13 protein-coding genes and 3 rRNA genes are annotated in these 21,069 nt (G+C 67.7%); 14 read left to right on the forward strand and 2 right to left on the reverse strand.

The genetic code is table 11. The annotated features are described in order from the left end of the window. Window positions 1-336 precede the first annotated feature (336 nt). From BOQ63_RS29170 to BOQ63_RS29235, 14 genes are all read left to right on the forward strand, one after another. Window positions 337-2,544, forward strand: coding sequence for a polyribonucleotide nucleotidyltransferase (locus BOQ63_RS29170; RefSeq protein ID WP_030289910.1), 2,208 nt, complete (start codon window positions 337-339; stop codon window positions 2,542-2,544). Between the two features lie 117 nt (window positions 2,545-2,661). Continuing rightward, window positions 2,662-4,014 carry a M16 family metallopeptidase gene (locus tag BOQ63_RS29175; protein WP_223886066.1) on the forward strand — a complete coding sequence of 451 codons (1,353 nt, stop codon included), beginning with the start codon at window positions 2,662-2,664 and terminating at the stop codon, window positions 4,012-4,014. A gap of 29 nt (window positions 4,015-4,043) precedes the next feature. Continuing rightward, entirely contained in the window at window positions 4,044-4,790 is a 747-nt protein-coding gene (gene dapB, locus BOQ63_RS29180; protein WP_030557089.1) for a 4-hydroxy-tetrahydrodipicolinate reductase, read from the forward strand. 7 nt (window positions 4,791-4,797) lie between these two features. Further along, window positions 4,798-5,256: a tetratricopeptide repeat protein gene (locus tag BOQ63_RS29185; protein WP_030289913.1), complete on the forward strand. Its 459-nt coding sequence runs from the start codon at window positions 4,798-4,800 to the stop codon at window positions 5,254-5,256. After that, entirely contained in the window at window positions 5,253-5,984 is a 732-nt protein-coding gene (thyX, locus tag BOQ63_RS29190; RefSeq protein WP_030289914.1) for an FAD-dependent thymidylate synthase, read from the forward strand. The genes BOQ63_RS29185 and thyX overlap by 4 nt, the downstream gene beginning before the upstream one ends. Window positions 5,985-6,199: 215 nt before the next feature. Beyond that, window positions 6,200-7,099 carry a 4-hydroxy-tetrahydrodipicolinate synthase gene (dapA, locus tag BOQ63_RS29195; RefSeq protein WP_030289915.1) on the forward strand — a complete coding sequence of 300 codons (900 nt, stop codon included), beginning with the start codon at window positions 6,200-6,202 and terminating at the stop codon, window positions 7,097-7,099. 170 nt (window positions 7,100-7,269) lie between these two features. Beyond that, window positions 7,270-8,955, forward strand: coding sequence for a ribonuclease J (locus BOQ63_RS29200; RefSeq protein WP_030289916.1), 1,686 nt, complete (start codon window positions 7,270-7,272; stop codon window positions 8,953-8,955). A gap of 468 nt (window positions 8,956-9,423) precedes the next feature. Further along, a 16S ribosomal RNA gene (locus tag BOQ63_RS29205) occupies window positions 9,424-10,940 on the forward strand. A 274-nt stretch (window positions 10,941-11,214) separates the two neighbouring features. Further along, a 23S ribosomal RNA gene (locus tag BOQ63_RS29210) occupies window positions 11,215-14,335 on the forward strand. A gap of 86 nt (window positions 14,336-14,421) precedes the next feature. After that, window positions 14,422-14,538, forward strand: a 5S ribosomal RNA gene (gene rrf, locus BOQ63_RS29215). Together the 16S, 23S and 5S rRNA genes form the textbook arrangement of a ribosomal RNA operon. Window positions 14,539-14,789: 251 nt before the next feature. After that, window positions 14,790-17,414 (forward strand): ATP-binding protein, encoded by a 2,625-nt coding sequence (locus BOQ63_RS29220; RefSeq protein WP_078656768.1) that lies wholly within the window; start codon window positions 14,790-14,792, stop codon window positions 17,412-17,414. A gap of 131 nt (window positions 17,415-17,545) precedes the next feature. Then, a complete protein-coding gene (locus tag BOQ63_RS29225) occupies window positions 17,546-18,226 on the forward strand; it encodes a response regulator (RefSeq protein WP_030291046.1) in 681 nt (226 codons plus the stop codon). Window positions 18,227-18,291: 65 nt separating this feature from the next. After that, window positions 18,292-18,699, forward strand: coding sequence for an OB-fold nucleic acid binding domain-containing protein (locus tag BOQ63_RS29230; RefSeq protein WP_030291048.1), 408 nt, complete (start codon window positions 18,292-18,294; stop codon window positions 18,697-18,699). Next, a complete protein-coding gene (locus BOQ63_RS29235) occupies window positions 18,696-19,541 on the forward strand; it encodes a DUF3159 domain-containing protein (protein ID WP_318277988.1) in 846 nt (281 codons plus the stop codon). Before BOQ63_RS29230 ends, BOQ63_RS29235 begins: the two co-directional genes overlap by 4 nt. A 123-nt stretch (window positions 19,542-19,664) precedes the next feature. Here the strand turns inward: BOQ63_RS29235 and BOQ63_RS29240 are convergent, their stop codons facing one another. Together BOQ63_RS29240 and BOQ63_RS29245 are read right to left on the reverse strand one after the other, a co-directional pair. Next, window positions 19,665-20,336, reverse strand: a complete 672-nt coding sequence (locus tag BOQ63_RS29240) for a potassium channel family protein (RefSeq protein WP_030291051.1) — start codon at window positions 20,334-20,336, stop codon at window positions 19,665-19,667. Further along, window positions 20,336-21,004: a potassium channel family protein gene (locus BOQ63_RS29245; protein ID WP_030291052.1), complete on the reverse strand. Its 669-nt coding sequence runs from the start codon at window positions 21,002-21,004 to the stop codon at window positions 20,336-20,338. Before BOQ63_RS29245 ends, BOQ63_RS29240 begins: the two co-directional genes overlap by 1 nt. Window positions 21,005-21,069: the final 65 nt, after the last annotated feature.

Raw genomic sequence — 21,069 nt, forward strand, 5'->3', positions numbered from 1 at the left:
ATTGCACCGTAGGGTTGTGGGCATGCCGGGTGATGGCGCAGCAGCGCGCCACCCGGGCAGCAAGCCCGGACCCCCGCGGGACGAAGGCTTCAAACGGAAGCCGCCCGCATCCGAGAGAGCGTCCAGACGCGGACCGCCCGTCCCGGCCCGGCAGCCGTGAGGCGCCGGTCCTCGGTAGTGGCCCCCGGAACCCCCGCCGCAGAGCGGGGCGCCCCGGAGGCTTCGATCGAAGACCGGCCCGACTGCCGCCCTCCCTGGTTGGAGGGCTCCAGGGCCACCACGAGGCAGCGCGCGGGGACGCTCTCCCGGAGACGTACGAAAGAGGAGATCTTCCAGGTGGAAGAGAACGTGTTCTACGCCGAGGCCGTTATCGACAACGGTTCCTTCGGCACCCGTACCATCCGCTTCGAGACCGGCCGTCTGGCCCGTCAGGCCGCCGGCTCCGCCGTGGCCTACCTGGACGACGACACCATGGTGCTGTCGGCCACCAGCGCGTCCAAGCAGCCGAAGGAGCACTTCGACTTCTTCCCGCTGACCGTGGACGTCGAGGAGCGGATGTACGCCGCCGGCCGCATCCCCGGCTCGTTCTTCCGTCGTGAGGGCCGGCCCTCCGAGGACGCGATCCTCACCTGCCGCCTGATCGACCGCCCGCTGCGCCCGTCCTTCGTCAAGGGCCTGCGCAACGAGGTCCAGGTCGTCTGCACCGTGATGGCGCTCAACCCCGACCACCTGTACGACGTGGTCGCCATCAACGCCGCCTCCGCCTCCACCCAGCTGGCGGGCCTGCCGTTCTCCGGCCCGATCGGCGGCGTGCGCGTCGCGCTGATCAAGGGCCAGTGGGTCGCCTTCCCGACCCACAGCGAGCTGGAGTCGGCCGTCTTCGACATGGTCGTCGCCGGTCGTGTCCTGCCGGACGGCGACGTCGCGATCATGATGGTCGAGGCCGAGGCCACCGACAAGACCATCAAGCTGGTCGAGGGCGGCGCCGAGGCGCCGACCGAAGAGGTCGTCGCCTCCGGCCTGGAGGCCGCCAAGCCGTTCATCAAGGTGCTGTGCGCCGCGCAGTCGCAGCTGGCCGCCCAGGCCGCCAAGCCGACCGCCGAGTTCCCGGTCTTCCTGGACTACCAGGACGACGTCCTCGCCGCGCTGACCGCCGCCGTCAAGGACGAGCTGGCCCAGGCCCTGACCATCCCGGGCAAGCAGGAGCGCAACAACGAGCTGGACCGCGTCAAGGCCGTCGCGGCCGAGAAGCTGCTCCCCGAGTTCGAGGGCCGCGAGAAGGAGATCAGCGCCGCCTACAACGCGCTGACCAAGAAGATCGTCCGCGAGCGCGTCATCAAGGACAAGGTCCGCATCGACGGCCGCGGCGTCACCGACATCCGCACCCTGGCCGCCGAGGTCGAGGCCATCCCGCGCGTCCACGGCTCGGCGCTGTTCGAGCGCGGCGAGACCCAGATCCTGGGCGTCACCACGCTGAACATGCTCCGGATGGAGCAGCAGCTCGACACGCTCTCCCCGGAGACGCGTCGCCGCTACATGCACAACTACAACTTCCCGCCGTACTCGGTCGGCGAGACCGGCCGCGTGGGCTCGCCCAAGCGCCGCGAGATCGGCCACGGCGCCCTGGCCGAGCGCGCCATCCTGCCGGTCCTGCCGACCCGCGAGGAGTTCCCGTACGCCATCCGCCAGGTCTCCGAGGCGCTCGGCTCCAACGGCTCCACCTCGATGGGCTCGGTCTGCGCCTCGACCATGTCGCTGCTGAACGCCGGTGTGCCGCTGAAGGCCGCCGTCGCCGGCATCGCCATGGGCCTGATCTCCCAGGAGATCGACGGTGAGACCCACTACGTCGCGCTGACCGACATCCTGGGCGCCGAGGACGCGTACGGCGACATGGACTTCAAGGTCGCCGGTACCCGCAACTTCATCACCGCGCTGCAGCTGGACACCAAGCTGAACGGCATCCCGGCCTCCGTGCTGGCCGCCGCGCTGAAGCAGGCCCGCGACGCCCGCCTGCACATCCTCGACGTGATGAACGAGGCCATCGACTCTCCCGACGAGATGTCCCCGAACGCGCCGCGCATCATCACCATCAAGATCCCGGTGGACAAGATCGGCGAGGTCATCGGCCCCAAGGGCAAGATGATCAACCAGATCCAGGAGGACACCGGCGCCGAGATCACGATCGAGGACGACGGCACCATCTACATCGGTGCCGCCGACGGCCCGGCCGCCGAGGCCGCCCGCACCACGATCAACCAGATCGCCAACCCGACCATGCCGGAGGTCGGCGAGCGCTACCTGGGCACCGTGGTCAAGACCACGACGTTCGGCGCGTTCGTCTCGCTCATGCCGGGCAAGGACGGCCTGCTGCACATCTCGCAGATCCGCAAGCTGGCCGGCGGCAAGCGCGTGGAGAACGTCGAGGACGTCCTCGGCGTCGGCGCCAAGGTGCAGGTCGAGATCGCCGAGATCGACCCGCGCGGCAAGCTCTCCCTGATCCCGGTCATCGAGGGCGAGGAAGCCGGCGAGGCCGCTTCCGAGTGAAGCGCCGCTAGCTGACCCTTGCGGCCCGTACGCCTCCCGGCGTGCGGGCCGCACCCCGTTGTCCACGCGTTCGTCCGCACGTGCCATCCACGTGCGTTTCCTCTGGAGGTACCCACCGTGGCCCAGGCCCCGGCGGTAAAGCAGCGTCCCGGCAGCACCCGGACCCTGCTCAAGGGCGTCGACGGCGCCGGCACGGTGCGCCGCTCCGTCCTGCCCGGCGGCCTGCGGGTCGTCACCGAGACCCTGCCGACGGTGCGCTCCGCGACCTTCGGCATCTGGGTCGGCGTCGGCTCGCGGGACGAGACCCCGCAGCTCAACGGCGCGACCCACTACCTGGAGCACCTGCTCTTCAAGGGCACCGAGCGGCGCAGCGCGCTGGACATCTCGGCGGCCCTGGACGCGGTCGGCGGCGAGATGAACGCCTTCACCGCGAAGGAGAACACCTGTTACTACGCCCGGGTCCTGGACACCGACCTGCCGCTGGCCATCGACGTGGTCTGCGACATGCTCACCGGCTCGCTGATCCGCCCCGAGGACGTCGACGCCGAACGCGGCGTCATCCTCGAGGAGATGGCGATGGCCGAGGACGACCCGGGCGACGTGGTCCACGACCTGTTCGCCAAGGTGATCTACGGCAGCGGCCCGCTCGGCCGCCCGATCCTCGGCACCCAGGAGACCATCAAGGCCCTCACCCGGGACCAGATCGCCGGCTTCTACCACCGCCGCTACCGCCCAGAGAACCTGGTCGTCGCCGCGGCCGGCAACCTCGACCACCGCAAGGTGGTCAAGCAGGTCGAACGGGCCTTCGCCCCGGTGCTGGCCCGCTCCACCGCGGCGCCCGCCGAGGCCCGCCGCGGAATCAAGGCGCTGCGTACGGCCGGCAAGGTGGAGGTGCTCAACCGCTCCACCGAGCAGGCCCATCTGGTGCTGGGCGTGCCCGGGGTGCCCCGGCACGACGAGCGCCGCTGGGCGATGGGCGTGCTCAACGCGGCCCTGGGCGGCGGGATGAGCTCCCGGCTGTTCCAGGAGGTCCGGGAGAAGCGCGGCCTGGCGTACTCGGTCTACTCGTACTCCTCCTCCTACGCGGACAGCGGCCTGTTCGGCATATACGCCGGCTGCCAGCCCAAGCGGGTCGAGGAGGTGCTGCGGATCTGCCGCGAGGAGCTGGCCAAGGTGGTCGCCGACGGCATCACCGAGGAGGAGCTGCAACGCGCGATCGGGCAGATCTCCGGATCCACCGTGCTCGGCATGGAGGACACCGGCTCGCTGATGAACCGGATCGGCAAGGCCGAACTCAGCTACGGGCACCACCTGTCGGTGGACGACATGCTGGAGCGGATCGCGGCGGTGACCCTGGAGGACGTCCACGCGGTGGCCCGTGATGTGCTGGGCGCGTACCGGCCGTCGCTGGCGCTGATCGGTCCGGTCAACGACAAGCGGGCCGCCAAGCTCGCCGATCTGCTGGTCTGAGACCGGCCGGTGTTGAGAGGAACTTCGCTATGACGCTGCGTGTCGCCGTGATCGGCGCCAAGGGACGGATCGGCTCCGAGGCCGTCAAGGCCGTCGAGGCCGCGCCGGACCTGGAGCTGGCGGCCGCCCTCGGCCGCGGGTCGAAGCTGGAGGAGCTGACCGAGTCCGGGGCCCAGGTCGCCGTCGAACTGACCCACCCGGACTCGGTGATGGGCAACCTCGACTACTGCGTCCACAACGGCATCCACGTGGTCACCGGCACCACCGGCTGGACGGACGAGCGGCTCGCCACCGTCCGCGGCTGGCTGGCGGACGCCCCGGACCTCGGGCTGCTGATCGCCCCGAACTTCTCCATCGGCGCGATCCTCGGCATGAAGTTCTCCCAGATCGCCGCCCGGTACTTCGAGTCGGTCGAGGTGGTCGAACTGCACCACGACCGCAAGGCCGACGCCCCCAGCGGCACCGCCACCCGCACCGCCCAGCTGATCGCCGCCGCCCGCGCCGAGGCCGGGCGCCCGAAGCAGCAGGACCCGACCACCCACAGCCTGCCCGGCGCGCGCGGCGCCGACGTGGACGGGGTGCCCGTGCACGCCGTACGGCTGCGCGGCCTGCTCGCCCACCAGCAGGTGATGTTCGGCGACACCGGCGAGACGCTCACCATCCGGCACGACTCGCTGCACCACAGCAGCTTCATGCCGGGCATCCTGCTGGGCGTGCGCAAGGTCGTCGAGACCCCGGGGCTGACCTTCGGCCTCGAACACTTCCTGGACCTGTGAGTCACTCATGACCTCCCGTACCGGTTTCTTCGTCCTGTCCGGCGTGCTGTTGCTGGTCGCCCTGCTCTGCGTGGGGGAGGGCGTCCAGCTGATCGCCACTGGCAAGCCGCTCGGCATCGGCATCGGCCTGTGCGCCTTCGTGATCCCGCTGATCGGCGTCTGGTTCCTGCGCCAGACCGTCCGCTTCGGCCGGGCCAGCGAGCAGCTCGCCCGGGAGCTGGAGGCCGAGGGCGGCCTGCCGGTGGACGAGCTGAAGCGCACCACCGGCGGGCGGATCGACCGGGCCTCGGCCGACGCGGTGTTCGCCCGCCGCCGGACCGAGGCGGAGGCCGCGCCCGGCGACTGGCGGGTCTGGTTCCGCCTCGCCGTGGCCTACGCCGACGCCGGCGACACCCCGCGCGCCCGCAAGACCATGCAGCACGCCATCAAGCTGCACAGCACCGAACCCGCAAGGAGTAACGCGTGAGCGACGAACCGACGGCCCCCAGCTTCCGCAGCGACGTGACGGTGGAGCTGGTCCGCAGCGCCGCCGCGGACTCGGACGTCATCTGGTCGGCCCGGGTGTCGACCGCGGGGGAGCAGTCCCTGGAGGCGCTCCAGCAGGACCCGGAGAAGTCCAGGGGCCTGATCAACTTCCTGATGCGCGACCGTCACGGCACGCCCTTCGAGCACAACTCGATGACCTTCTTCATCAGCGCGCCGATCTTCGTGTTCCGCGAGTTCCACCGGCACCGCAGCGGCTGGTCGTACAACGAGGAGTCCGGCCGCTACCGCGAGCTCGAGCCGGTCTTCTACGTGCCGTCCGAGGACCGCAAGCTGGTCCAGCAGGGCCGCCCGGGCAAGTACGAGTTCCACGAGGGCACCCCCGAGCAGCACAGGACCACCACGGGGGCGATGGAGGCCGCCTACCGCGAGTCCTACGCCCGCTACCAGGAGATGCTGGCGGCCGGCGTGGCCCGAGAGGTGGCCCGCGCGGTGCTGCCCGTCGGCCTGTTCTCCTCGATGTACGCGACCTGCAACGCCCGCTCGCTGATGCACTTCCTCTCGCTGCGCACCCGGAGGGAGAACTCGGCGGTTCCGTCCTTCCCGCAGCGCGAGATCGAGATGGTCGCCGAGCAGATGGAGGAGCAGTGGGCTCAGCTCATGCCGCTCACCCATGCGGCCTTCGAGAAGCACGGCCGAGTCGCCCCCTGACCTGGGGCGACAGGCATATGGGCAGGGTGTCGGGCATGTCTGGATTGCGGCTTTTCTAGCCGCTCCCTACATTCGTGACCACGGATCCCGGTGCTGCCTGAACCCCCGAGCGGGCAGCACCGGGGTCCCACCTCCCCGCCCTCGGCCTGCTCCACCTGTCCGAACCATGGACCGGCATGGGTACCGTCCCACCGCCTACGAGTAGCTTTGGACGCATGGCTCCGACCTCCACCCCCCAGACGCCGTTCGGCCGGGTGCTGACCGCGATGGTCACTCCGTTCACCGCCGACGGCGCACTCGACCTCGACGGCGCCCAGCGCCTCGCCACGCACCTCGTCGACTCCGGGAACGACGGCCTCGTCGTCAACGGCACCACCGGTGAGTCCCCGACCACCAGCGACGCCGAGAAGGCCCAGCTCGTCCGCGCCGTGGTGGAGGCGGTCGGGGATCGCGCCCACGTGGTGGCCGGGGCCGGCACCAACGACACCCACCACAGCGTCGAGCTGGCCCGGCAGGCGGAGGCCGCCGGGGCGCACGGGCTGCTGGTCGTCACGCCGTACTACAACAAGCCCCCGCAGGAGGGCCTGTACCGGCACTTCACGCAGGTCGCCGACGCGACCGGCCTGCCGGTCATGGCGTACGACATCCCGGGCCGCAGCGGGGTCGCGCTGAGCCACGAGACCCTGGTCCGGCTGGGCGAGCACCCGCGGATCGTCGCCAACAAGGACGCCAAGGGCGACCTGGGCGCCGCGGCCTGGGCGATCGCCCGCTCCGACCTCGCCTGGTACTCCGGCGACGACATCCTCAACCTGCCGCTGCTGTCCGTCGGAGCCGTCGGCGTGGTCAGCGTCGTCGGGCACGTGGTGGCCGGTGAGCTGAAGTCGATGATCGAGGCCTACCTGGGCGGCGATGTGGCCAAGGCCACCGCGATCCACCAGGGCCTGCTGCCGGTGTTCACCGGTATGTTCCGCACCCAGGGCGTGATCCTCAGCAAGGCCGCGCTGGACCTCCAGGGCCTGCCGGCCGGGCCGCTGCGGCTGCCGCTGGTCGGCGCGACGCCCGAGGAGATCGACCGATTGAAGCAGGATCTCGCCGCCGGCGGGGTACACCTGTAGCAGACACAGACGTGCGCGCCCCGGCTCGCCGGACCCGCCCGGGTCCGCCGCTGGACCGGACCGAAGGCGCGAGAGCACCGACCCAGTAGGAAAACGACACTGAGTACGCACGCCATATGTCTCCAGGGGGAGGACCCCGGGCATATGGCGTGCGTCGTGAGGAGAGTCTTTTGAGCCACCCGCATCCCGAACTCGGCGCGCCCCCGGCCCTGAAGGAGGGCGCCCTCCGCATCACTCCGCTCGGCGGCCTCGGCGAGATCGGCCGCAACATGACGGTCTTCGAGTACGGCGGCCGCATCCTGATCGTCGACTGCGGCGTCCTCTTCCCCGAGGACGAGCAGCCCGGCGTGGACCTGATCCTCCCGGACTTCACCTACATCCGGGACCGCCTCGACAAGATCGACGGCATCGTCCTCACCCACGGGCACGAGGACCACATCGGGGCCGTCCCGTTCCTCCTCCGGGAGAACCCGGACATCCCGCTGATCGGTTCGAAGCTGACCCTCGCCCTGATCGAGGCCAAGCTCGCCGAGCACCGCATCCGGCCGTACGTGCTGGAGGTGAAGGAGGGCGAGCGCGAGCGCATCGGCCCCTTCGACTGCGAGTTCATCGCGGTCAACCACTCCATCCCGGACGCCCTCGCCGTGGCCGTCCGCACCCCCGCCGGCATGGTCGTGGCCACCGGCGACTTCAAGATGGACCAGCTGCCGCTGGACGGCCGCCTCACCGACCTGCCGACCTTCGCCAAGCTGGCCGAGGAGGGCATGGACCTGCTGCTGGTGGACTCCACCAACGCCGAGGTCCCCGGCTTCATCCCGCACGAGCGGGACATCTCGGCGGCGCTGCGGAACGTCTTCGCCAACGCCGACAAGCGCATCATCGTCGCCTCCTTCGCCAGCCACGTGCACCGCATCCAGCAGGTGCTGGACGCCGCCCACGAGTACAAGCGCAAGGTCGCCTTCGTCGGCCGCTCCATGGTCCGCAACATGGGCATCGCCCGTGACCTCGGCTATCTGAAGGTCCCCGGCAACATGGTCGTGGACGTCAAGCAGCTGGACGACCTCCCGGACAAGGAGGTCGTGCTCATCTGCACCGGCTCGCAGGGCGAGCCGATGGCGGCACTGTCCCGGATGGCCAACCGCGACCACCAGATCCGCATCGTCGAGGGCGACACCGTCGTCCTGGCGTCCTCGCTCATCCCGGGCAACGAGAACGCCGTCTACCGCGTGATCAACGGCCTGACCCGCTGGGGCGCCAAGGTCGTGCACAAGGGCAACGCCAAGGTGCACGTCTCCGGCCACGCCTCGGCCGGTGAGCTGCTGTACTTCTTCAACATCTGCAAGCCGCGCAACCTGATGCCGGTCCACGGCGAATGGCGCCACCTGCGGGCCGCCGCCGACCTGGGCATCGCGACCGGCGTGCCGCGCAACCGCGTGGTCATCGCCGAGGACGGCGTCTGCGTCGACCTGGAGAAGGGCGTCGCCCGGATCGTCGGCAAGGTGCAGGCCGGCTACGTCTACGTGGACGGCTCCTCGGTCGGCGACATCACCGAGGCCTCGCTCAAGGACCGCAGGATCCTCGGCGAGGAGGGCTTCATCTCGGTCTTCGTCGCGGTCGACTCGACCAACGGCAAGATCGTCGGCGGCCCGACCATCCAGGCCCGCGGTTCCGGCATCGACGACAACGCCTTCGCGCCGGTCGTCGCCAAGCTCCAGGAGGCCCTGGACCGCTCGGCGAGCGACGGCGTGCTGGAGCCCCGCCAGGTGCAGCAGCTCGTCCGCCGGACCATCGGCAAGTGGGTCGCGGACAACTACCGCCGCCGGCCGATGATCCTGCCGGTCGTCGTCGAGGTCTGACCGGCGCCGCTGGTTTGACGTGGGGCGACCCGGTGCGTAATGTTCTCCGGGTTGCCCCACGGGACGAGCCCCAAGGAAGTCCTCGAATGCGAATTCGAGAACGGCCGGGAAAACGGACCGAGAAACTCTGATAGAGTTCGGGAGCGCCGAAAGGCGAGAGCCAAATCGGATGAATGAAACTCCGGAAAACGGAGCGGAAAACATCTGATAAGCTGGAAACACGAAAGAACGAAGCGCCCGGAGGGCCCGCTGGAAGGCGGTCCGAAGGAAGCGTCCGTTCCTTGAGAACTCAACAGCGTGCCAAAAGTCAACGCCAGATATGTTGACATCCCCGGCCTCGGTCATTGCGATCGGGGTTGGAGATTCCTTTTGAAACAAACACTAGCGAGGACGCAGTGCGCGGGATCACCCTATTCCGGTGGTTGCCGTGCCGCTCAACGCGGGTGTGGACCCGATTACGGGTAAACATTCACGGAGAGTTTGATCCTGGCTCAGGACGAACGCTGGCGGCGTGCTTAACACATGCAAGTCGAACGGTGAAGCCCTTCGGGGTGGATCAGTGGCGAACGGGTGAGTAACACGTGGGCAATCTGCCCTGCACTCTGGGACAAGCCCTGGAAACGGGGTCTAATACCGGATACGACCTTCCTCCGCATGGGGGTTGGTGGAAAGCTCCGGCGGTGCAGGATGAGCCCGCGGCCTATCAGCTTGTTGGTGGGGTAATGGCCTACCAAGGCGACGACGGGTAGCCGGCCTGAGAGGGCGACCGGCCACACTGGGACTGAGACACGGCCCAGACTCCTACGGGAGGCAGCAGTGGGGAATATTGCACAATGGGCGAAAGCCTGATGCAGCGACGCCGCGTGAGGGATGACGGCCTTCGGGTTGTAAACCTCTTTCAGCAGGGAAGAAGCGCAAGTGACGGTACCTGCAGAAGAAGCACCGGCTAACTACGTGCCAGCAGCCGCGGTAATACGTAGGGTGCGAGCGTTGTCCGGAATTATTGGGCGTAAAGAGCTCGTAGGCGGCCTGTCGCGTCGGATGTGAAAGCCCGGGGCTTAACCCCGGGTCTGCATTCGATACGGGCAGGCTAGAGTGTGGTAGGGGAGATCGGAATTCCTGGTGTAGCGGTGAAATGCGCAGATATCAGGAGGAACACCGGTGGCGAAGGCGGATCTCTGGGCCATTACTGACGCTGAGGAGCGAAAGCGTGGGGAGCGAACAGGATTAGATACCCTGGTAGTCCACGCCGTAAACGTTGGGAACTAGGTGTTGGCGACATTCCACGTCGTCGGTGCCGCAGCTAACGCATTAAGTTCCCCGCCTGGGGAGTACGGCCGCAAGGCTAAAACTCAAAGGAATTGACGGGGGCCCGCACAAGCAGCGGAGCATGTGGCTTAATTCGACGCAACGCGAAGAACCTTACCAAGGCTTGACATATGCCGGAAACACCTGGAGACAGGTGCCCCCTTGTGGTCGGTATACAGGTGGTGCATGGTTGTCGTCAGCTCGTGTCGTGAGATGTTGGGTTAAGTCCCGCAACGAGCGCAACCCTTGTTCTGTGTTGCCAGCGAGTAATGTCGGGGACTCACAGGAGACTGCCGGGGTCAACTCGGAGGAAGGTGGGGACGACGTCAAATCATCATGCCCCTTATGTCTTGGGCTGCACACGTGCTACAATGGTCGGTACAAAGGGCTGCGATGCCGTGAGGCGGAGCGAATCCCAAAAAGCCGGCCTCAGTTCGGATTGGGGTCTGCAACTCGACCCCATGAAGTTGGAGTTGCTAGTAATCGCAGATCAGCATGCTGCGGTGAATACGTTCCCGGGCCTTGTACACACCGCCCGTCACGTCACGAAAGTCGGTAACACCCGAAGCCGGTGGCCTAACCCGTAAGGGATGGAGCCGTCGAAGGTGGGACCAGCGATTGGGACGAAGTCGTAACAAGGTAGCCGTACCGGAAGGTGCGGCTGGATCACCTCCTTTCTAAGGAGCACATGGCCGCTTGCAGGCGAATGTTCTGCACGGTTGCTCATGGGTGGAACGTTGACTATTCGGCACAGCGAGGGCTTGGTCTCCTAGTACTGCTTCGGCGTGGAAGAGAGAGTCTGGTTCTGGTTGTGTCGGGCACGTTGTTGGGTCCTGAGGGAACGGAAGTTGCCTCAAGGATGCCGGCCTCACTTGAGATGGTCCTTCGGGATCGTTGAGGGTGTGTGACTGGTCGTTGTTTGAGAACTGCACAGTGGACGCGAGCATCTGTGGCCAAGTTTTTAAGGGCGCACGGTGGATGCCTTGGCACCAGGAACCGATGAAGGACGTGGGAGGCCGCGATAGGCCCCGGGGAGCTGTCAACCGAGCTTTGATCCGGGGGTGTCCGAATGGGGAAACCCGGCAGTCGTCATGGGCTGTCACCCGCTGCTGAACACATAGGCAGTGTGGAGGGAACGCGGGGAAGTGAAACATCTCAGTACCCGCAGGAAGAGAAAACAACCGTGATTCCGGGAGTAGTGGCGAGCGAAACTGGATGAGGCTAAACCGTATTGGTGTGAGACCCGGCAGGGGTTGCCAATACGGGGTTGTGGGAATGAGCTTCAGTCGTCTGCCGGCGGCTGGGCGAGTCAGAAACCGTATGGGTAGTCGAAGGACATGCGAAAGGTCCGGCGTAGAGGGTAAGACCCCCGTAGACGAAATCTGTACGGCTTGCTTGCTCATCTCCCAAGTAGCACGGGGCCCGAGAAATCCCGTGTGAATCTGGCGGGACCACCCGCTAAGCCTAAATATTCCCTGGTGACCGATAGCGGATAGTACCGTGAGGGAATGGTGAAAAGTACCGCGGGAGCGGAGTGAAATAGTACCTGAAACCGTGTGCCTACAAGCCGTGGGAGCGTCGTTCGCCAGCTTGCTGGTGGGCCGTGACTGCGTGCCTTTTGAAGAATGAGCCTGCGAGTTTGCGGTGTGTAGCGAGGTTAACCCGTGTGGGGTAGCCGTAGCGAAAGCGAGTCCGAATAGGGCGTTTGAGTTGCATGCCCAAGACCCGAAGCGGAGTGATCTAGCCATGGGCAGGTTGAAGCGCGGGTAAGACCGTGTGGAGGACCGAACCCACCAGGGTTGAAAACCTGGGGGATGACCTGTGGTTAGGGGTGAAAGGCCAATCAAACTCCGTGATAGCTGGTTCTCCCCGAAATGCATTTAGGTGCAGCGTCACGTGTTTCTTGCCGGAGGTAGAGCACTGGATAGGCGATGGGCCTTACCGGGTTACTGACCTTAGCCAAACTCCGAATGCCGGTAAGTGAGAGCGTGGCAGTGAGACTGTGGGGGATAAGCTCCATGGTCGAGAGGGAAACAGCCCAGAACACCGACTAAGGTCCCTAAGCGTGTGCTAAGTGGGAAAGGATGTGGAGTCGCAGAGACAACCAGGAGGTTGGCTTAGAAGCAGCCACCCTTGAAAGAGTGCGTAATAGCTCACTGGTCAAGTGATTCCGCGCCGACAATGTAGCGGGGCTCAAGCACACCACCGAAGTCGTGTCATTGCAGCGAATAGGGCCAACGCCTGCTGTGATGGGTAGGGGAGCGTCGTGTGCCGGGTGAAGCGGCCGAGGAATCGAGTCGTGGACGGTATACGAGTGAGAATGCAGGCATGAGTAGCGATACAAGAGTGGGAAACTCTTGCGCCGATTGACCAAGGGTTCCTGGGTCAAGCTGATCTGCCCAGGGTAAGTCGGGACCTAAGGCGAGGCCGACAGGCGTAGTCGATGGACAACGGGTTGATATTCCCGTACCCGCTTTGAAGCGCCAACGCTGAACCTTCTGATGCTAAGCCCGTGAAGCCGTCCCGGAGCCTTCGGGCAAAGGGAAGTGGTGGAGCCGGTGGCCCAACGGGGTAGTAGGTGAGCGATGGGGTGACGCAGGAAGGTAGTCCAGCCCGGGCGGTGGTTGTCCCGGGGTAAGGGTGTAGGACGTGGGGTAGGCAAATCCGCCTCACATATAGTCTGAGACCTGATGCCGAGCCGATTGTGGTGAAGTGGATGATCCTATGCTGTCGAGAAAAGCCTCTAGCGAGTTTCATGGCGGCCCGTACCCCAAACCGACTCAGGTGGTCAGGTAGAGAATACCGAGGCGTTCGGGTGAACTATGGTTAAGGAACTCGGCAAAATGCCCCCGTAACTTCGGGAGAAGGGGGGCCATTCCTGGTGACGGGCCTTGCGCCTTGAGCTGGGGGTGGCCGCAGAGACCAGCGAGAAGCGACTGTTTACTAAAAACACAGGTCCGTGCGAAGCCGTAAGGCGATGTATACGGACTGACGCCTGCCCGGTGCTGGAACGTTAAGGGGACCGGTTAGCTCAGATTCGTCTGGGCGAAGCTGAGAACTTAAGCGCCAGTAAACGGCGGTGGTAACTATAACCATCCTAAGGTAGCGAAATTCCTTGTCGGGTAAGTTCCGACCTGCACGAATGGCGTAACGACTTCTCGACTGTCTCAACCATAGGCCCGGTGAAATTGCATTACGAGTAAAGATGCTCGTTTCGCGCAGCAGGACGGAAAGACCCCGGGACCTTTACTATAGCTTGATATTGGTGTTCGGTTCGGCTTGTGTAGGATAGGTGGGAGACTGTGAAGCAGCAACGCCAGTTGTTGTGGAGTCGCCGTTGAAATACCACTCTGGTCGTGCTGGATGTCTAACCTGGGTCCGTGATCCGGATCAGGGACAGTGTCTGGTGGGTAGTTTAACTGGGGCGGTTGCCTCCTAAAGGGTAACGGAGGCGCCCAAAGGTTCCCTCAGCCTGGTTGGCAATCAGGTGTTGAGTGTAAGTGCACAAGGGAGCTTGACTGTGAGACTGACGGGTCGAGCAGGTACGAAAGTAGGGACTAGTGATCCGGCGGTGGCTTGTGGAAGCGCCGTCGCTCAACGGATAAAAGGTACCCCGGGGATAACAGGCTGATCTTCCCCAAGAGTCCATATCGACGGGATGGTTTGGCACCTCGATGTCGGCTCGTCGCATCCTGGGGCTGGAGTAGGTCCCAAGGGTTGGGCTGTTCGCCCATTAAAGCGGTACGCGAGCTGGGTTTAGAACGTCGTGAGACAGTTCGGTCCCTATCCGCTGTGCGCGTAGGAGTGTTGAGAAGGGCTGTCCCTAGTACGAGAGGACCGGGACGGACGAACCTCTGGTGTGCCAGTTGTTCTGCCAAGGGCATGGCTGGTTGGCTACGTTCGGGAGGGATAACCGCTGAAAGCATCTAAGCGGGAAGCCTGCTTCGAGATGAGCACTCCCACCTCCTTGAGAGGGTAAGGCTCCCAGTAGACGACTGGGTTGATAGGCCGGATATGGAAGCCCTGTGAGGGGTGGAGTTGACCGGTACTAATAGGCCGAGGGCTTGTCCTCAGTTGCTCGCGTCCACTGTGTTGTTCTGAAACAACGACCCCGACCCCGTAAGACGTGGGTTGGTGCGGTTGACAGTTTCATAGTGTTTCGGTGGTCATAGCGTGAGGGAAACGCCCGGTTACATTCCGAACCCGGAAGCTAAGCCTCACAGCGCCGATGGTACTGCAGGGGGGACCCTGTGGGAGAGTAGGACGCCGCCGAACAATCATTCAGAAGAACCCCCATCCGGATTCCGGATGGGGGTTCTTCGCGTTCACCCGCAATTCGGAGAGAAGCCGGCCGGTCGCTTGCGGTGACCCCCGCCGAGTGGCTGCTCCTCCGTCAATATGCCGCTAAAACCGCGTGATCACCGCACTGATCAGCGGAATTTCGCTGGTCACGCCGTAGTCTCGAGGTCGGGGGGAACAGGTGTCCGGGATGGCTCCCGGGCGGGGCCGGATCAAGAATGGTGCTCATGGGACGAGGCAGGCTGCGCATCTACCTCGGGGCGGCCCCCGGGGTCGGCAAGACGTACGCCATGCTCGCCGAGGCGCACCGGCGGCAGGAGCGTGGGACGGACGTCGTGGTGGCGTTCGTCGAGGACCACGGCCGGCGGCGGACCGCGGACCTGGTGGCCGGGCTGGAGGTCGTGCTCCGGCAGCAGGTGGTGCACCGGGGCGCGCGGTTCTCCGAGATGGATCTGGACGCCGTCCTGGCCCGCCGCCCCGAGGTGGCGCTGGTGGACGAGCTGGCCCACACCAATGTGCCCGGCTGCCGCAACGAGAAGCGCTGGCAGGACGTCGAGGAACTGCTCGCGGCCGGGATCGACGTGATCTCCACCGTGAACGTCCAGCACCTGGAGTCACTCGGCGACGCCGTCGAGGGCATCACCGGGGTGCGCCAGCGGGAGACCGTCCCGGACGAGGTGGTCCGCCGGGCGGACCAGATCGAGCTGGTGGACATGTCCCCGCAGGCGCTGCGGCGGCGGCTGGCGCACGGCAACGTGTACACGCCGGAGAAGATCGACGCCGCGCTCGCCAACTACTTCCGCCCGGGCAACCTGACCGCGCTGCGCGAGCTGGCGCTGCTGTGGACCGCGGACCGGGTGGACGAGTACCTGCAGAAGTACCGTGCGGAGCAGGGGATCGAGGGCACCTGGCAGGCCCGGGAGCGGATCGTGGTCGGCCTTACCGGCGGCCCCGAGGGGGCGACGCTGATCCGCCGGGCGGCCCGGATCGCGGCCCGGGTGTCCGGCGGGGAGCTGTTGGCCGTGCACATTTCCCGCTCGGACGGGCTCGCGGGCTCCGGCTCGCCGCAGACGCTGATCGAGCAGCGCGCGCTGGTGGAGAGCCTCGGCGGCTCCTTCCACAACGTCCTGGGCGACGACCCGGCCGGCGGGCTGCTGGACTTCGCCCGGGGGGTGAACGCCACCCAGATCGTGCTGGGCACCAGCCGCCGGCCCCGCTGGCAGTACCTGTACGGGCCGGGCGTGGGCACCGTGGTCACGCAGAAGGCCGGCGACATCGACGTCCACATGGTCACCCACGAGCACGCCGGGCACGGGCGCCGCGGCAAGATACCCGTGCGCCGGATCACCGACCTGGGCCGGACGCGGACCGTCGCGGGCTGGCTGATCGGGCTGGCCGGCCCGCCGCTGCTGGCGATCGTGCTGACCGCGATCGGCGGGCTGGGCCTGTCCACCGACATGCTGCTGTTCCTGTCGCTGACGGTGCTCGCGGCGCTGGTCGGCGGGCTGCTGCCGTCCATCGGCTCGGCGCTGGTCGGCTCCTCGGTGCTGAACTTCTACTTCACCCCGCCGCTGCACACGTTCTCCATCAACGAGCCGGAGAACATCATGGCGGTGGCGATATTCACCGTCGTCGGCTGCTCGGTCGCCTCCGTGGTGGACCTGGCGGCCCGGCGCACCCACCAGGCGGCCCGGGCCCAGACCGAGGCACAGACGCTCAGCGCGCTGGCCGGCACGGTGCTGCGCGGTGCGCCGAACGGGGACGGGGTGCTGACCGCGCTGATGGAGCAGGTCCGGGAGACCTTCGGACAGGAGAGCGCGGCCCTGCTGGAGCGCCCCGAGCCGACCGGCGGCTGGTCGCCGGTGGCCACCGCAGGGCCGCGCCCGCCGGAGCGGCCCGAGGAAGCCGATGTGGACGTGCCGGTCGGCGAGAGCCTGGCACTGGTGCTGCGCGGCCGCGTGCTGCCCGGCGCGGACCGGCGGCTGCTGGGGGCGTTCGCGGCCCAGGCCGCCGTAGTGCTGGAGCGCCGCCGGCTGGCCCGGGAGGCCGTCGTGGCCCGCCGGGAGGCCGAGGGCAACCGGATCCGGACTGCCCTGCTGGCCGCCGTCTCGCACGACCTGCGCACTCCGCTGGCGGGGATCAAGGCCTCGGTGAGTTCGCTGCGCTCGGCCGACGTCGAGTGGGACCCGGAGGACGAGGCCGAACTCCTGGCCGGGATCGAGGCCGGCGCCGACCGGCTCGACCACCTGATCAACAACCTGCTCGACATGAGCCGGCTGCAGACCGGCACCGTCACCCCGCTGATCCAGGAGACCGACCTGGACGAGGTGGTGCCCTACGCGCTCGGCGGCGTGCCGCCGGAGGCCGTCCGGCTGGAGGTCCCGGAGACTCTGCCGATGATCCGGGCCGACGCCGGGCTGCTGGAGCGCTCGCTGGCCAACCTGGTCGAGAACGCCGTCAAGTACAGCCCGGACGGTGTCAGGGTGCTGGTCAAGGCCGACGCCCTGGAGCAGCCGGGCCGGCCCGGCCGGGTCGAACTGCGGATCGTGGACCGCGGCCCGGGCGTGCCCGAGGACGCCAAGGAGCGGATCTTCGCGCCGTTCCAGCGCTACGGGGACGCGCCGCGCGGCGCCGGGGTGGGCCTCGGGCTCGCGGTGGCGCGCGGGTTCGTCGAGGCGATGGACGGCACCGTCACCGCAGAGGACACCCCCGGCGGCGGCCTCACCATGGTCGTCAGCCTGCCCGCGGTCGAGCGGCCGCCCGCGCTCGAGCCGCCCGAGCCGCCCGAGCCGGACGAACGGCCCGGGCGGACCGGTGAGGGCCACGACCCGCTCTCACAGCTGATCACGTGAGACCGGCTGATCACGCGGGACCGGCCGACCACCCGGGACCCGACCGGTCCCGGGGAGCCGGCGGCACCCGTCGCACCGAGAGCCGACGCACAGTCCGTAAGAACCGACAGCCCGAAAGGCGGAGCCCGTAAATGACCCGGGTCCTCGTGGTGGACGACGAACCGCAGATCGTCCGCGCACTGGTGATCAACCTCAAGGCCCGCAAGTACGAGGTCGACGCGGCCCATGACGGCGCGAGCGCCCTGGAACTCGCCGCCGCCCGTCATCCGGACGTCGTCGTGCTCGACCTGGGCCTGCCCGACATGGACGGCGTCGAGGTGATCCGCGGCCTGCGCGGCTGGACCCGGGTGCCGATCATCGTGCTGTCCGCCCGGCACGCGTCCGACGAGAAGGTCGATGCACTGGACGCCGGCGCCGACGACTACGTCACCAAGCCCTTCGGGATGGACGAGCTGCTCGCCCGGATGCGGGCCGCCGTGCGCCGGGCCGAGCCGGTGGCCGGGGAGGACGACTCGCTGGTCGTCACCGAGAGCTTCACCGTCGACCTCGCCGCCAAGAAGGTCAACCGGGACGGCACCGACGTACGCCTCACGCCCACCGAATGGCACCTGCTGGAGGTGCTCGTCCGCAACGCCGGACGACTGGTCAGCCAGACCCAGCTGCTCCAGGAGGTGTGGGGCCCGGCGTACCGCACCGAGACCAACTACCTGCGGGTCTACCTCGCCCAGCTGCGCCGAAAGCTGGAACGCGACCCCTCGCACCCGCGTCACTTCATCACCGAACCGGGCATGGGCTACCGCTTCGAGAGCTGACCGGGGCCGCCCCCGGCGGCTGCGACGCCTGCCGCCGGGGGCCCGGAAACCGGTACCCTGCCGACATGAGTGGTGACAACAGCAGCGGCCAGCCGCAGGGGCGGTTCCGCCGCATGCTCAGCCGCCTGACCTCCTCGGCCGAGGAGTTGGACGCTGAGGACCTGCGCCAGGAGAGCGCCGCCGAGTCGGGCTGCACGCCGATCGCCGGCTGCTCCGACCGTCAGCTGGTCACCGTCGCGGGCACGCTGCGCACGGTGACGCTCCGCCCGCGGGCCGGAGTGCCGGCCCTGGAGGCCGAGCTCTTCGACGGCACCGAGGCGCTGGAGGTCGTCTGGCTGGGCCGCCGCTCGATCGCCGGCATAGAGCCGGGCCGCCGGCTCGTCGCCAGCGGCCGGATCAGTCACGCACGCGGGCGCCGCGTGCTGTTCAACCCCCGCTACGAACTGCGTCCGGTCGGACACGGGAGCGAATGAGCGTGAGCAACCACCCCGGCGGCGACGCCGCCGCCCGGACCGACCTGGACGCCACCGACGTGGCCGCCTGGCAGACAGCCGCCGCCGAGGAGGCCGCGGACGGTCTGGCGCGGACGATCCAGGGCACCGCCCCGGCCGTGGACGGCCGACCCACGGACCCTCCCCTGGACCCGGCCGCCGCCGAGGCCGCCCGCCGGGCAGCCTCCAAGGAGGCTGCCGACACCGTTCTGCAGGCCTTCGGCGGCGTGCGCGGCATGATCGACATGACGCTGCCGGGCCTGGTCTTCATCGTCACCTACAACGTGACCCACCAGGTCAGCGCCGCCGCCTGGGCCGCGCTCGGCCTGAGCGCCCTGTTCGTGGTGGCCCGGCTGGCCCGGCGGGAGACCATCCAGCACGCCTTCAGCGGCGTGTTCGGCGTCGCCCTCGGCGCCTGGATCGCGATGAAGAGCGGCAAGGCCGAGGACTTCTACCTGCCCGGCCTGCTCTGGAACGTCGGCTACTGCATCGCCCTGGCGGCCTCCGCCCTGGCCCGCTGGCCGATGATCGGGGTGATGCTCGGCCCGATCACCGGTGAGATGTTCACCTGGCGCAAGGAGAACCCGGGCCGCCTCGCCGCCTACACCAAGGCGACCTGGGCCTGGGTGGTGATCATGGGCCTCAAGCCTGTGATCCTCTTCCCGCTGTACCTCACCCACAACGTCAACCTGCTCGGCTGGCTGAAGGTCGCCCTCGGCATCCCGCCGCTGCTGCTGGCGATGTACGTCACCTGGCAGATCCTGCTGAAGGCGCCGCCGCCGATCAAGGCGCCGGTGGACGACGAGGAGGAGCCGGCCAAGTAGCCGCTCCCGCCGCTCCCGTCGGTACGGCCGGTACGGGGCCGATGGCGCCGGTACGGCCGAGGGCCCGCACCCCCCGAGACGGGGGGACGCGGGCCCTCGGCCGTTGCAGCGGGCGACGGGCGCCTACCGGGCGCCGGAGGTGGCCGACAGCAGCTGCTCCAGCTCCTCCTCGCGCTCCTGCGCGGCGACGAAGAGCAGCTCGTCGCCGCCCTCCAGGGTGTCGTCCTTGCCCGGCACCAGCACCCGGCCCTCGCGGATGATGGTCACCAGCGCGGTGTCCTGCGGCCAGGTGACCCCGCCGACCCGGGTGCCGACCAGCTCGGCCTCGGCGGCCAGGGTCAGCTCGACCAGGTTGGCGTTGCCCTGGCTGAAGCGCATCAGGCGGACCAGGTCGCCGACGCTGACCGCCTCCTCCACCAGCGCGGACATCAGGCGCGGGGTGGACACGGCCACGTCCACGCCCCAGGACTCGTTGAAGAGCCACTCGTTCTTCGGGTTGTTCACCCGGGCGACCACCCGCGGCACCGCGTACTCGGTCTTGGCGAGCAGCGAGACGACCAGGTTGACCTTGTCGTCACCGGTCGCGGCGATCACCACGTGGCAGCGCTGCAGCGCCGCCTCGTCCAGCGAGGTGATCTCGCAGGCGTCGGCCAGCAGCCATTCCGCCATGGGCACCCGCTCCACCGAGATGGAGTTGGGGTTCTTGTCTATCAGCAGGACCTCGTGACCGTTCTCCAGCAGCTCGCCCGCGATCGAGCGGCCCACGGCACCGGCCCCGGCAATGGCGACCCGCATCAGTGACCCTCCTCCTTCGGCCCCTGCGCGAACGCGGCCTCGACCGCCGTCAGGTCGGCCCGGCGCAGCATCACGTGCACCAGGTCGCCTTCCTGCACCACCATCTGCGGCGAGGGCAGCACGCCCTCACCGAGCCGGGTGACGAACGACACCCGGGCGCCGGAGGCCTCCTCCAGGCGGCTGATCCGCTGACCCACCCAGCCCGGGTGGTAGGCGACCTCGGCCAGCTGCACGCTGCCGCTCGGGTCCTGCCACAGCGGCTCGGCGCCGCTGGGCAGCAGCCGGCGCAGCATCTGGTCGGCGGTCCAGCGGACCGTCGCCACGGTCGGGATGCCCAGGCGCTGGTAGACCTCGGCGCGCCGAGGGTCGTAGATGCGGGCCGCGACGTTCTCCACGCCGAAGTTCTCCCGGGCGACCCGGGCGGCGATGATGTTGGAGTTGTCACCGCTGGAGACGGCGGCGAAGGCGCCGGCCTCCTCGATGCCCGCCTCGCGCAGGGTGTCCTGGTCGAAACCGACGCCGGTCACCCGGCGCCCGTTGAACCCGGCACCCAGCCGACGGAACGCGGTCGGGTCCTGGTCGACCACGGCCACCGAGTGGCCCTGTTTCTCCAGCGTTCTCGCGAGGGCCGAGCCCACGCGGCCGCAGCCCATGATGACGATGTGCACCGGCGCTACCTCACCCGTCCCGTAGGGCTATTGACCTGCGCAAACACCGTTCATCTCCCTTTCCC

The organism is Streptomyces viridifaciens, from assembly GCF_001888885.2.
Lineage (GTDB): Bacteria > Actinomycetota > Actinomycetes > Streptomycetales > Streptomycetaceae > Kitasatospora > Kitasatospora aureofaciens.

Coding starts and splice junctions, on each gene's coding strand:
- dapA (WP_030289915.1), top strand. CDS start 6,200: ATGGCTCCGACCTCCACCCCCCAGACGCCGTTCGGCCGGGTGCTGACC.
- BOQ63_RS29185 (WP_030289913.1), top strand. CDS start 4,798: ATGACCTCCCGTACCGGTTTCTTCGTCCTGTCCGGCGTGCTGTTGCTG.
- BOQ63_RS29220 (WP_078656768.1), top strand. CDS start 14,790: ATGGGACGAGGCAGGCTGCGCATCTACCTCGGGGCGGCCCCCGGGGTC.
- BOQ63_RS29225 (WP_030291046.1), top strand. CDS start 17,546: ATGACCCGGGTCCTCGTGGTGGACGACGAACCGCAGATCGTCCGCGCA.
- BOQ63_RS29230 (WP_030291048.1), top strand. CDS start 18,292: ATGAGTGGTGACAACAGCAGCGGCCAGCCGCAGGGGCGGTTCCGCCGC.
- BOQ63_RS29235 (WP_318277988.1), top strand. CDS start 18,696: ATGAGCGTGAGCAACCACCCCGGCGGCGACGCCGCCGCCCGGACCGAC.
- BOQ63_RS29240 (WP_030291051.1), bottom strand. CDS start 20,336: ATGCGGGTCGCCATTGCCGGGGCCGGTGCCGTGGGCCGCTCGATCGCG.
- dapB (WP_030557089.1), top strand. CDS start 4,044: ATGACGCTGCGTGTCGCCGTGATCGGCGCCAAGGGACGGATCGGCTCC.